Raw genomic sequence first — 12,450 nt, forward strand, 5'->3', positions numbered from 1 at the left:
CTTATTTTTTCAAACCCATCAGAACGAGGTTGGCATGTCCAAACAAACAGCAGGGCGCTCCAGCGGGCGCATGATTACCTTCAAACGCCCGGATGGCGCTGACGTCAACGGCTACCTGGCCAGCCCGGCGGTACTCGAAGGCGCGCCGGCGATCGTGGTGATCCAGGAATGGTGGGGCGTAAACGATCAGATCAAGGGCGTGGCCAATCGACTGGCCGAATGCGGTTACCGCGTGTTGGTGCCGGACCTTTATCGCGGCGCGTCGACCGTGGAAGAGGAAGAGGCTCACCACCTGATGGATGGGCTGGATTTTGGTGACGCGGTTTCCCAGGACATCAAGGGTGCTGTGCAGTACTTGCAGGCAGATTCGAAAAAAGTCGGTGTGACCGGTTACTGCATGGGCGGGGCGTTGACGTTGCTGGCGTTGAACGCGATTCCGGAAGTGGCTGCGGGCGTGGTGTGGTACGGCTTCCCGCCGCTGGAGTATCTGGATGCTTCGAAGATCAAGGCGCCGCTGATCGGGCATTGGGGCACGCAGGATGCCTTCTTCAATATCGACACCGTGGCGGAGCTGGAGTCAAAACTGCATGCTGCGGGTGTAGACGCGACTTTCCATCGCTACCTGGCGCGCCATGCGTTTGCCAACGAGACGGCGATTGGTGATGGTCGGATTGCAGACACGCAATACGATGCCGCCTGGTCGCAACTGGCGTGGGACCGCACGTTGACGTTCTTCGGCAAGACCTTGTGGCAGGCATGACACATGTGAAAGGCATCAACGCATAACCTGTGGCGAGGGAGCTTGCTCAAAGCAAGCTCCCTCGGCCACAGCAAGCCCTTTCGCCACTACAGGCACTGCATCACTCAGCCGTTGGCTGCCCAATCTCCGCCAATGCACTCGCATTGTTCTTGAACGCCGCCGCAAACGCCGCGCGGTTCTTGGCCATGAAAATACCGGCATCTTCAGCCTGCTTCTCGCTCAAGCCTTCGACGTTTTTCAACAGCACTTCCATCAGGGACTCTGCCAGTTCAAGCATCTGGTCGTGTGCGTCGGCAAGTTTGCGATCCACGAATGTAGTCTCCAGGTCACGGGTACTGCGATACAGGGTTTCAACAGCCATTTTTCGGCCTCGTCATCGGTGCAGTATTGAAGGGAGTTGCCCTTGGTTCGAGTGTCGCCAAGCGTTTTTGCGACTACTGTATTTATATACAGCTAAAAGCATAAGCCAATCCATGGGGTTTGGGTAGTGGCTTTTTAATGTAGCTGGCAAATGCTGGTTTGCCCTATCGGAAACTTCTCACAGGTTGGTGGGGTTGCAGGAGCGTCATTCAGTGGCTTACCTTCTCCGGGCTTCGCTTATGCGGTACACGAGTTTGGCGGCTCGAATTTAAGGAGCAAACATCTTGTAAATCCAAGGAATGCACCATGGTAAAAATGACTGCCTGTTTTTCTGAATCGCCTATAAAGCCGCCTACCGCGCTTTTCGCTGTGACCCCAAATACTGACACTGAAACATTACTCGCCAATGCCAGCGAAACCTTGAACAGTGCCCGTGAAATGGCCTGTAGCCTTGCTTTTGAGCTTGAGGGGCCACAGCGCAGCTTGTTGCTGGCGATCCATCAACTGCTGGAAATGAGTGGTTTATTGGTCGATCAAGCGTTGGATCAAGTCGCCCCGACCTGACCTGAATCACCCGGTCACCTGGATCGTTCCCACGCTCTGCGTGGGAATGCATACCGTGACGCTCCGCGTCACCTCTACCCGAAACCCTGGGGCATGGGACGCGGAGCGTCCGGGGCGGCATTCCCACGCGGAGCGTGGGAACGATCATCAAGCAGCAAGATAAGTGCCTCATATCACCCCGCCACCATCTCACTTCCTGTTCCCTGGCCTTTTTTCTGCATGCAGAGAAACCGTCACGTCCAACCCGCATTATCCGGTCGAGCCGACCTAAGGAAGCATCATCGTGAAAATCAACTGGGCTGAAAACCTGCGCAAGACCGTGCACCAACTGGCCGAGTCCTTGGGAAATCTGTTCGTCGAGACGTTCCACTACCTGGCGTTGTTCGCCATTGGTGCGGTGACCGCCTATGCCGCGGTGATGGAATTTCTGGGGATGCTGGAGACGGGGCACATCAAGATCGATGACATCTTGCTGCTGTTCATCTACCTGGAACTGGGGGCGATGGTCGGGATTTATTTCAAGACCAACCACATGCCGGTGCGTTTCCTGATCTACGTGGCGATCACGGCGCTGACCCGTCTGCTGATTTCCAACGTGTCCCACCACAACCCGCCCGACATCGGCATCATCTACCTGTGCGGTGGGATTCTGCTGCTGGCGTTCGCGATTCTGGTGGTGCGGTATGCGTCGTCGGCATTTCCGTCGGTGAAGGTCGAAGGCCCGCGCCGCAAGGGTGAAGCGAGCCTTGAAACAGAGAAGGGCGAGCTCTAGAACCCTGCGTTGAGCGGCGGCCTGCTGACCGGCGGCCGCTGCAGTACCTGGTGGCTGTCCCCATCGGTCATCACCGCCAATATCTCCATCGCGCTGTGCCCCTGCTCGATCGCAATCCCGAATTGCACACTCTGCACCAGCCGTTTCAGGCGCTGGGGGTCGTTGCGTTGTTCGGCGCTGATCATGCGTTTGGCCACGACGCCGTCTTCATCGGACAGGGTCAGCATGATGCTGCCGTCCAGCCGCTGGATGCTTAAATTGACCCGGTATTTCGGGGCGAAGGTGTCGGTGATGATCTGAAAAGGGTTGTCCATGGTGCGTTACCGCCTGATAAGAACATGCAGTCATTGACGACCGGTGTCGGGATTAGTTCGCGTTTCCTGACCACTGGCCATTCGCTCGCTGAGGTTTTCACAAGGTCCGTTTTCCTCAAGTGCTGTACAGCAAGGGGCGTGCCGTACAGCAATCTGCCTGCCATCGAATGACCTTTGTGGGAGCGGGCTTGCTCGCGAATACGATGTGTCAGCCAATGATTATTCAGCTGAAGGGCCGTTTTCGCGAGCAAGCCCGCTCCCACATTGGGTGGGTGGTGTTTTTGAGTTCGGTGATCCGTTTCAGGGCATGACCGAAAAAACGATCGCAGACAGCGCAATCAAACCGATCAACACCACAAACACGTTGGACGCTTGGCCCGAGTACTGGTGCAAAGATGGCACTCGGCGGATGGCGTACATCGGCATCAGGAACAACAAGCAGGCGATGATCGGCCCACCCATGGTTTCGATCATGCCGAGGATGCTCGGGTTGAAGGTGGCCACGGCCCAGCAGGTCAGGACCATGAACAGCGCGGTGCAGCGCTCCAGCCACTTGGCGGACATCGAACGGTTACGCCCTCGCAGGGATTTGACGATCAGGCCCTGGAAGCCTTCGCTGGCGCCGATGTAGTGGCCCAGGAAGGATTTGGTGATTGCCACCAGCGCGATCAGCGGTGCGGCGTAGGCGATGACCGGGGTCTGGAAGTGGTTCGCCAGGTACGACAGGATCGAGATGTTCTGCGCCTTGGCAGCGGCCAGGTCAGCCGGCGACAGGGCCAGCACGCAGCTGAAGCAGAAGAACATCACCGTCAGCACCATCATGCTGTGGGCCATGGCCAGGATGCCGCTGCTTTTGCGTTCGGCTTGCGGGCCGTACACGCGTTTCTGGTCGACGGCGAAGGCGGAGATGATCGGCGAGTGGTTGAAGGAAAACACCATCACCGGGATCGCCAGCCACAAGGTCTTGAAGAAGGCCGGCAGGGGCATGCCTTCGCTGGCGGAGGCGAAGAATGCGCCGTTCCAGTTGGGGATCAGGCTCACCGCCAACAGCAGCAGGGCGGCGACGAAGGGGTACACCAGCACGCTCATGGCCTTGACGATCACGCCCTGGCCGCAGCGCACAATGGCCATCAGGCCGAGGATCAGCACCAGCGACAGGATTGCCCGGGGCGGTGCTGCCTGGTGCAGTTGGTGTTCCATAAAGCTGGTCAGGGTGTTGGTCAGCGCCACGCTGTACACCAGCAAAATCGGGAAGATCGCGAAGAAGTACAGCAGGGTGATCAGCTTGCCGGCGCCGATGCCGAAGTGTTCTTCCACCACTTCGGTGATGTCGCCGGATTTGCCCGACAACACAAAGCGCGTCAGCCCACGGTGGGCGAAGAAGGTCATAGGGAAGGCCAGCAGCGCCAGCACGATCAACGGCCAGAAGCCGCCCACGCCAGCGTTGATCGGCAGGAACAAGGTGCCGGCACCGATGGCGGTGCCGTAGAGGCCGAGCATCCAGGTGGTGTCGTGTTTGTTCCAGCCTTGTGTAACGGTGGTCGGCGTCAGGTCTACAGCGGGATTTTCGGCAGCAGGTGTACGTACATCGGTCATCGTTATTGCCTCGTTATTATTTTTGCGCGGGCTCACGTTGGGGCGATCAGGGAATGCTCCTCAGCACTCCACCCAGCTGACGGCCAGGCCGCCCCGTGAAGTTTCTTTGTATTTGTCGTGCATGTCGGCGCCGGTGTCGCGCATGGTGCGGATCACGCGGTCCAGGGAGATGAAGTGTTTGCCGTCGCCGCGCAGGGCCATTTGCGTGGCGTTGATCGCCTTGACCGCGGCGATGGCGTTGCGCTCGATGCACGGCACTTGGACCAACCCGCCAACCGGGTCGCAGGTCAACCCCAGGTTATGTTCCAGGCCGATTTCGGCGGCGTTTTCCAGTTGCTCCGGGGATGCGCCGAGCACGTCCGCAAGGCCGGCAGCGGCCATGGCGCAGGCGGAACCCACTTCGCCCTGGCAGCCGACTTCGGCGCCGGAGATCGAGGCGTTTTTCTTGCAGAGGATGCCGACGGCGGCGGCAGCCAGGAAGAAATTCACCACGTCATCGTCGGACGCGTCCGGGTTGAACTTCATGTAGTAGTGCAGCACCGCCGGGATGATTCCCGCCGCGCCATTGGTCGGCGCCGTCACCATGCGCCCGCCGGCGGCGTTTTCTTCGTTGACGGCGAGGGCGAACAGGTTGACCCATTCCATGGCCGACAGGGTCGATGTGATGACGTTGGGTTTGCCGATTTCCAGCAGGCTGCGGTGCAATTTCGCGGCGCGCCGTGGCACATCCAGACCGCCGGGCAGGATGCCTTCGTGGCGCAGGCCTTGTTCGACGCATTCACGCATCACCGACCAGATATGCAGCAGGCCGCTGCGGATCTCGGCATCGCTGCGCCAGGCCCGCTCGTTGGCCATCATCAGCTCGGAAACCCGCAGGCCGTGCTTGTTGCACAAGGCCAGCAGTTCGACGGCGCTCGAAAAGTCGTAGGGCAATTGCACTTCGTTGGTAGGCGCGATGCCGGACTCGGCTTCTGCCGCTTCGATGATGAAACCGCCGCCCACCGAGTAGTACGTTTGCTCGCTTAACGGGCCGTTTTCGCCGTAGGCATGCAGGGACATGGCGTTGGGGTGGTAGGGCAGGCTTTCGTCCAGCAGCAGGAGGTCGTGTTGCCAATTGAAGGCAATCGACATGCGGCCGCCGAGCAGCAATTGGCCGGACTCGCGCAGTTGCTGGGTGCGTGGGCCGATGCTGGTGGGGTCGATGCTGTCTGGCCATTCGCCCATCAGGCCCATCACACAGGCGCGGTCGGTGGCGTGGCCGACACCGGTGGCGGACAGCGAGCCGTACAAACGCACTTCTACCCGACGGGTTTCGTCGAGCAATTGCTGGTCGATCAGCGCTTGGACGAAGGTCGCCGCGGCCCGCATCGGGCCGACGGTATGGGAGCTGGAAGGACCGATGCCCACTTTGAATAGATCGAAAACACTGATAGCCATGCTAAACCCTTACAAGCAATGGAGTAGGAATCGCTGCCATGTTTTGTAGGACAAGCGGAATTGGCGCGATACTGAGCTTCTGGATCGGCACTGACCAACGAATTATCCTAAGACACCCTTTAGCAGGACTAAACCCTATGGCTCGCCCGCTTCATGGCCAGACCTACGTCTGGCTGCACGTTTTTTCCTGCGCGGCACGGCATTTGTCGTTCACCCGCTGCGCCGAGGAACTGCACATCACCCCGGGCGCAGTCAGCCAGCAAATCCGTCAGTTGGAGGAGCGCCTGGGCTTTCGCCTGTTCCATCGGCGCGCACGCGGGGTTGAGCTGAGCGCAGAGGGCCAGCGGTTGGCGATCACCGTGGGCGAGGCCTATGGCAGCATCGATGCCGAGTTGCAGCGGCTGGACGCCGGGATGATCAGCGGCACCTTGCGCCTGCGCTCGATCCCGTCGTTTCTCGGCAAATGGCTGACCCCGCGTTTGCCGCGTTTGCAGCAGCGCTTCCCGGATATCCAGCTGCGCATGGTTGCCGAAGACAGCAGCGTCGCCCTGCACGAGGGCGACTTCGACCTGGCCATCGACCTTAACGACGGCAGCTATCCCGGCTTGTTGTCCACAGCCTTGCTGGACGAGCAGATTTTCCCGGTGTGCGCACCGAGCCTGCTGCGGGGGCGACCGCCACTGCATGGCCCCGCTGACCTGGTGCATTTCCCGCTGCTGCACGACATCACTGCCTGGCGTGGGAGTTATGAGTACGCAGAGTGGGAGTTCTACCTGAATGCCATCGGCTATGACGCCGCCGACGTACGGCGCGGGCATACCTTCAACCGCAACCACCTGACTATCGAGGCGGCGATTGCGGGCATGGGCGTGGCGATTGCCCGGCGAACCTTGCTCAATGACGAACTGGAACGCGGCACCTTGATCGTGCCATTCGGCCTCGCCGTTCCCAACCACAAACGCTATGTGCTGCTGTACGCGCCGGGTGCGTTGAGCCATCCGGGCGTGCGGGCGGTGCATGACTGGCTGGTGGAGGAAGCGGAGATTTTTCGCGGATTGCACCCGTTGGGAGAGGGGCAATTGTAAGGAAGTTGGCGGTAAGAAGATGTAACCAACTCCCCACCCTAACAGCGTTTTTGGTTGTAGTCAGAGTTAATTTGTAATGTGGGATTTATCTTTGCAAAGGGGTTGAAATGTTCCTCTGTCTGCTCAATTGTGTAATCAGGAGGTCATGGTTTTCACCCATCCGGTGAAGCAGGAATGGCCTTCGGCGAGCTAGCTGAAATAAGGGAAAACTATGCAAATCCAAGTCAATAGCGATAACCATATTGAAAGCAGCATCCGACTGGAGGAGTGGGTACGTACCACCATTGAGAGCACGCTCGAACGTTACGAAGAAGATCTGACCCGCGTCGAGGTTTACCTGCGGGACGAGAACGGTGACAAGCCCGGCCCACACGATCTGAGTTGCCGACTGGAAGCACGGCCAAAAGGCCATCAACCGCTTTCGGTCCTCCATAAAGCCGATACGCTGGAACAGGCGATCGATGGCGCAGCGACCAAGCTGGAGCATGCCCTGGAGCATCTGTACGGCAAACTGCGCGGCAAACCACGCGCCGCGGGTCAGAGCCTGCCCAATACCAAGGCCGACGAGGCCGAGCTAGAAGAGGAATTCCTGGAAAACGAACAGGCTGCGCTTAACGGCTGATAGCTGATACTTTTTCAACCCCACTGAAAACGGGCCTGCAGATGCAGGCCCGTTTTTTTATGCGCAAAAGGTCAGCGCGGGCTGCGCCGGAAAAAACAGGCGCTCAAGGCCGCCAGTGCGCACGCTCCAACGCCGGCATACAACATGGCCCAGCCCGCACCGTTGCGCAGCGCGGCCTGGGCGATCAGTGGGCCCTGCGGCAACACGTCCAGCTTGCCGGCGGCGATGTCCTGACTGAGGGTGGCCAACTGTGCCGTGCCAGGCAATATGCCAGCCAGGTAGTGAGCGATCCCGAGTATCAACACCAACCCCATCAACGCGATATTCAGCGCCAGGGTGATCAGCCGTGCACTGAAGTCGATGCCCGAGGCCATCCCCGCGCGGTCGGATGAAACTGATCCGGTGGTGGTGTTGGTGGTGGGCGAGTTGGTAAACGCCAAGCCGCTGCCGGCAATCCCACAGGCGATCAGGACCCATACCACACTGGGCTGGCCGCTATGATTGATCGCCGCCATTGTCACAAACCCCACGCCCATCAGGCCCAGGCCCAATGGAATGATGCGTTCGGCGCCATAGCGCAGGGCCAGGCGTTCAGCCAGCGGCGGCACCACCAACGTGGGCAGGGTATAGGCGAGCAGGGCGAGCCCGGTGAGCATGGTGTCGTAGCCCAGGCCGGCCTGGAAATACAGCGGCAGGTAGATCATGAAGGGCCAGAAGCTGAAGTTCATGCCGATCGAGCCCATCAGCGCGCCGTTGAAGCGCGGGATGCGAAACACCGAGAAGTCGAACATCGGATGAGGGCTGCGCTGCTCGATAACCACGAACAACAGCAGGCTGCCCACCGACAACCCGGCCCAACCGAGCATGGCCGGGGTGGCAAAGCCGCTCTCGGTGCCCTGGGTGATGAAATAGACCAGGGCGAACACTGCCAGGGTGAGGGTGACCATACCGGCTATATCGAGGCGATGGGCCGCCGGGTCACGGGATTCCTGCACGCTGATGCGCAGCAGCACCAGGGTGAACAAGGTCAACGGCACATGCACCAGGAACACCCAGCGCCAATCCGCCACCGCCAGGATCAATGCCCCCACCATCGGCCCGAAACCCAGGCCCACCCCGGCGATCACGCCCCACACCGCAAAGGCCCGGGCCCGGGTCGCCGGCTCGCGGAACTGGTGCGACAGGATCGCGAACTGGCAGATCATCATCGCCCCGCCACCCACGCCCTGGACAAAACGCGCCGCGATCAGCGTGGACGCATCGTTCGCCAGCCCACAGGCCAGCGAAGCCAGCCCGAATACCCACAGGCACAGCACCAGCATGCGTCGGCGGCCAAAACGATCGGCCAATGTGCCGGCGGCCATCAGCACGCTGGTGCAGGCCAGGGTGTAGGCGTTCATGATCCATTGGGCGTCCTGGAAGCCGGTGCCCAGTTGCTGCTCGAGGGTGGGCAGGATGACCGGCACGCTGGAAATCTCCAGCCCGAACATCAGCGCCACCAGGCACACGGCGGTGAGCGCAAGGCCGTCCCGGGCGGTACGTGGCGGGTTGATGGCGGATACAACGGCGTCGGGTGGCATGGCCTCTTCCTTTCAATGGGGGAAGATGTCATTTTCACGGGAATCTGATTCTTTATTAGCGATACTTCTTCCTGTGATAAGGGAATATAGGGCGACAAACGACCATGGCCACTCCGCGTTTTGATGGTGTTGAACTGTTTTTGCAGATCGTCGAGAGCGGCAATCTGACGGAGGCCGCCGAACGGCTGAACCTCACGCGCTCGGCGGTGGGCAAAGGCCTGGCGCGGCTGGAGGCGCGGTTGGGGACGTCGCTGTTGCAACGCTCCACCCGGCGTCAGCGTTTGACCGAGGACGGGCAGGCCTATTACGAGCATTGCCTGCGTGCGCTGGCGGAACTGGAAGCCGCCGAATCCGTGCTGGAAAGTGGCCGTCAGCAGCCACGTGGACGGTTAAGGGCCAGCTTGCCTTTGGCGTTCGGTCATCACTATGCGGCGCCGGCGTTGTGGGGGCTCATGGACCGTTTTCCGCAACTGGAGATTGAAATTTCCTTCTCCGACCGACTGATCGACCTGGCCCAGGAAGGCTTCGACCTGGCGGTGCGCATTGGCGCATTGCCTGACACCGACCGCTTGAGTGCACGTCGCCTCGGCGAACAGGCGATTGCCCTGGCGGCGTCACCCGCGTACTTGCAGCGCACACCTCGTATTGACTCCATCGACGACCTGGCCGGGCACCGGGGCATTGCCTATCGCAGCAATGCCCCGCACCGCGAGCGAGTCGCCTCGCCGTTGATCCTCGATGACCTGCAGGCCGTGGCCGATGCCGCCATCGCCGGGGTCGGCCTGGCCTGGTTGCCCAGTTGGCTGATCGCCCACTACGTGTTGCGCGGGCAATTGCAGGCGGTGCTGCCGGGCCACCGCGAGCAACCGATGCCGATCCATGTCATCTGGCCCACGGCGACGCACATGCCGGCCAAGACCCGATGCGCCATCGACGCGTTGGTGGCCGGCACACCGTCGTGCCTTGCGGGTAGCTGATCAGAACGCGATGGACGTCTGCACATACAGCGTGCGCGGCTCGCCGACGTATTTGCCCTTGTTGTTATCGTCAAACGAGCGGGTGTAGTACTGCTTGTTGAAGATGTTTTTCACACCCACCGCCACGTTCAAATCCGACAGCTGCGGGCCAAAGTCGTACGCCGCGCGGCTGCTGAACAGCATGTAGCCAGGAATGCGTCCGGTGCTGCCATCAGCACTTTCTGCTTCAGTGTTGGCGTTGTCGGCAAACTGGCTGCTCTGGTAGCTGCTGTCCACGTTCAACTTCCAGCGACCTTCGGTGTAACCCACACCCAGCGTGCCCTTGTGCTTGGAGGAGAAGGGTACGCGGTTGCCTTTGTTCGGGCCGTCTTCGCGGATGGTGGCGTCGACGTAGGCGTAGGTGGCGTACACATCAAAACCTGCGAGCGCCGGGCTCAAGCCGTCGAGGGCGTAGTTGATGCTGGACTCGATGCCCTGATGGCGGGTTTCGCCGCGGGCGATCACGGTGTCGTTGGTCTGGTTGCTGTCGTACTGGTTGTCGAAGTTGATCAGGAACGCGCCGATTTCGGCCCGCAGGGTGCCATTGTCGTAACGGGTACCGAGTTCCCAGGTGCGGGCTTTTTCCGGCTTCACTTCGCCACTGGTCACGCGGTTGGGCATCTGGCTGTACTGCACGCTGCCGAACGACCCTTCGGTGTTGGCGTAGAGGTTCCAGTCGTCGGTCAGGTGGTAGAGCACGTTCAGCGCCGGCAGGGCGGTGTTGTAGTCGCCTTTGTATTTGACGTTGCTGAGGTTGTTGGTCTGCTGGGACTCGATCATCTCGTAGCGGATGCCCGGGGTGATGGTCCACTTGCCGATATCTATCCGGTCGTCGACGAAGAACGCATTGGCTTCGGTGCTGCCCCGGGTGTCGCGGTCGTTGCGGCTGTCGGTGGTCGGCAGTTGCTGATTGGCGGAAATCGGCGTGCGGTAGCGCAGTTCGTGGCCGGCCTCGTTGACGTAGCGGTAGCCCACGCCGACTTCGTGGCTGGTTGGGCCGAGGTCGAAGCCTTGGGCGAAACGGGTTTCCAGGCCGCGTACCCAATACTCGCGGGGCGACAGGGAGAGGAAGTTGCCCTGGTCCAGGTAACCGCTGCGCAGGGTGGTGGTGAAGAAGCTGTTGACCGTGAATTCCCGGCGATCTTCCTGGTAGCGATAGCCCGCGTTGAACATGGTACGCCGGCCCCAGAACTGGTCGTAGGGGCGGGTGGACTGATACGGGTCGGCCTTGTAGGCCGCAGTGCTCAAACCACCGGGCATATCCGCCTTGCCTTCGTAGTACTGCGCCATGGCGTTGAAGCTGTTGGCGTCGTCCAGCTGGTATTTGCCCTTGAGGATCAGGTCGTCGATGCGGGTGTCGCTGTTCTCGCGCCAATCACCACCACGGGTGCCGGAATACAGGATCGCGCCGCCCAGGCCGTTGTCCGCCGTGCCGCCGGCCAGCAGGTTGCCGGTGGTCTTGAAGCCATCGTGGCTGGAAGACGGGCTGGTTTCGGTTTGCAGGCCGCCTTTCACCGTTGGCGCATCGGGAATCGCGCGCGTGACGAAGTTGACGATGCCGCCGACGTTCTGCGGGCCATAACGCACTGCGCCGCCGCCGCGTACCACGTCCACGGCATCCATGTTGCCCATGCTGATGGGCGCGAACGACAACTGCGGCTGGCCATACGGCGCGAACGGCACCGGGATGCCGTCCATCAAGACCGTGGAGCGCGAGGCCAGGCGTGGGTTGAGCCCGCGAATGCCGAAGTTCAGCGCCATGTCGTGGCTGCCGGTGCCGTTGTTTTCCGGGGCGTTGACCCCGGGAATGCGGTTGAGCACGTCGCGGGCCTGGGTGGCGCCCTGGCGTTCGAATTCTTCGCGGCGGATCACGTCCCGGGCGCCCGGGTGCTCGAAGACGTTGGTTTGCGCCGCGTCCCCCAGCCAGTCGCCGACCACGTTGGAGGTGCCCAATTCGAGGGTGGCCGGAGCATTCGCCGGTTGCAGGCTGAAGGCGTTGTTGCCCTCGGCACGGGCTTGCAGGCCGGTGCCTTTGAGCAACGCATTCAAGCCTTCTTCAGCGGTGTAGTTGCCCGACAGGCCGTGGCTTTGCACGCCGGCGGTCACGTCCGAGCCAAATGAAATCAGCACGCCGGCTTCCCGGCCAAATTGATTCAGCGCCGCTTCCAGTGACGTAGGGGCGATGCGGTAGGGCTTGGCGTCGGCCGCCATTACGTAGGGAACGGTGCTGAAACTGAGGCTGGCCCCCAGCAACAAGTGGCGCAGGGTGCGGGCGAGTGGCGTCAGGCGAGTCGGTTGCTGGGGCATGAAGTGCGGTCCTGAGAAGGAAGGATCAAGGTGGCTT

Annotated in this window: 12 protein-coding genes; 6 read left to right on the plus strand and 6 right to left on the minus strand. The window is 61.0% G+C overall.

Annotation, left to right across the window (positions count from 1 at the left end):
* Positions 1-34: 34 nt before the first annotated feature.
* Positions 35-760 (plus strand): dienelactone hydrolase family protein, encoded by a 726-nt coding sequence (locus V6607_RS05035; protein WP_087695180.1) that lies wholly within the window; start codon positions 35-37, stop codon positions 758-760.
* Between the two features lie 100 nt (positions 761-860).
* Here the strand turns inward: V6607_RS05035 and V6607_RS05040 are convergent, their stop codons facing one another.
* Positions 861-1,121 carry a YebG family protein gene (locus V6607_RS05040; protein WP_134325768.1) on the minus strand — a complete coding sequence of 87 codons (261 nt, stop codon included), beginning with the start codon at positions 1,119-1,121 and terminating at the stop codon, positions 861-863.
* 305 nt (positions 1,122-1,426) lie between these two features.
* Between V6607_RS05040 and V6607_RS05045 the strand changes: the two genes are divergently transcribed.
* Together V6607_RS05045 and V6607_RS05050 are read left to right on the plus strand one after the other, a co-directional pair.
* A complete protein-coding gene (locus tag V6607_RS05045) occupies positions 1,427-1,684 on the plus strand; it encodes a DUF6124 family protein (protein WP_134325769.1) in 258 nt (85 codons plus the stop codon).
* Positions 1,685-1,967: 283 nt separating this feature from the next.
* Entirely contained in the window at positions 1,968-2,456 is a 489-nt protein-coding gene (locus V6607_RS05050) for a phosphate-starvation-inducible PsiE family protein (RefSeq protein ID WP_003212783.1), read from the plus strand.
* On the opposite strand, the gene V6607_RS05055 is transcribed toward V6607_RS05050, so the two are convergent.
* The 3 genes from V6607_RS05055 to V6607_RS05065 form a co-directional block, all read right to left on the minus strand.
* Positions 2,453-2,770, minus strand: a complete 318-nt coding sequence (locus V6607_RS05055; RefSeq protein WP_003212781.1) for a DUF3509 domain-containing protein — start codon at positions 2,768-2,770, stop codon at positions 2,453-2,455. The two genes, V6607_RS05050 and V6607_RS05055, sit on opposite strands and share 4 nt — an antisense overlap.
* Before the next feature lie 300 nt (positions 2,771-3,070).
* A complete protein-coding gene (locus V6607_RS05060) occupies positions 3,071-4,366 on the minus strand; it encodes a serine/threonine transporter (protein WP_134325770.1) in 1,296 nt (431 codons plus the stop codon).
* A 60-nt stretch (positions 4,367-4,426) separates the two neighbouring features.
* The gene (locus V6607_RS05065; protein WP_134325771.1) at positions 4,427-5,803 is read right to left on the minus strand and encodes an L-serine ammonia-lyase; all 1,377 of its coding nucleotides are present in this window, start codon (positions 5,801-5,803) and stop codon (positions 4,427-4,429) included.
* 137 nt (positions 5,804-5,940) lie between these two features.
* Between V6607_RS05065 and V6607_RS05070 the strand changes: the two genes are divergently transcribed.
* Positions 5,941-6,888: a LysR substrate-binding domain-containing protein gene (locus V6607_RS05070; RefSeq protein ID WP_003212775.1), complete on the plus strand. Its 948-nt coding sequence runs from the start codon at positions 5,941-5,943 to the stop codon at positions 6,886-6,888.
* 211 nt (positions 6,889-7,099) lie between these two features.
* Positions 7,100-7,510: an HPF/RaiA family ribosome-associated protein gene (locus V6607_RS05075; RefSeq protein ID WP_003212772.1), complete on the plus strand. Its 411-nt coding sequence runs from the start codon at positions 7,100-7,102 to the stop codon at positions 7,508-7,510.
* Between the two features lie 71 nt (positions 7,511-7,581).
* On the opposite strand, the gene V6607_RS05080 is transcribed toward V6607_RS05075, so the two are convergent.
* The gene (locus V6607_RS05080) at positions 7,582-9,090 is read right to left on the minus strand and encodes an MFS transporter (protein WP_134325772.1); all 1,509 of its coding nucleotides are present in this window, start codon (positions 9,088-9,090) and stop codon (positions 7,582-7,584) included.
* Between the two features lie 104 nt (positions 9,091-9,194).
* On the opposite strand from V6607_RS05080, the gene V6607_RS05085 reads away from it, so the two are divergent.
* Positions 9,195-10,067, plus strand: coding sequence for a LysR family transcriptional regulator (locus V6607_RS05085; protein ID WP_008438547.1), 873 nt, complete (start codon positions 9,195-9,197; stop codon positions 10,065-10,067).
* On the opposite strand, the gene fecA is transcribed toward V6607_RS05085, so the two are convergent.
* The gene (fecA, locus tag V6607_RS05090; protein WP_134325773.1) at positions 10,068-12,413 is read right to left on the minus strand and encodes a TonB-dependent Fe(3+) dicitrate receptor FecA; all 2,346 of its coding nucleotides are present in this window, start codon (positions 12,411-12,413) and stop codon (positions 10,068-10,070) included.
* Positions 12,414-12,450 lie beyond the last annotated feature (37 nt).

This window comes from Pseudomonas sp. KK18 (assembly GCF_037094675.1).
GTDB lineage: Bacteria > Pseudomonadota > Gammaproteobacteria > Pseudomonadales > Pseudomonadaceae > Aquipseudomonas.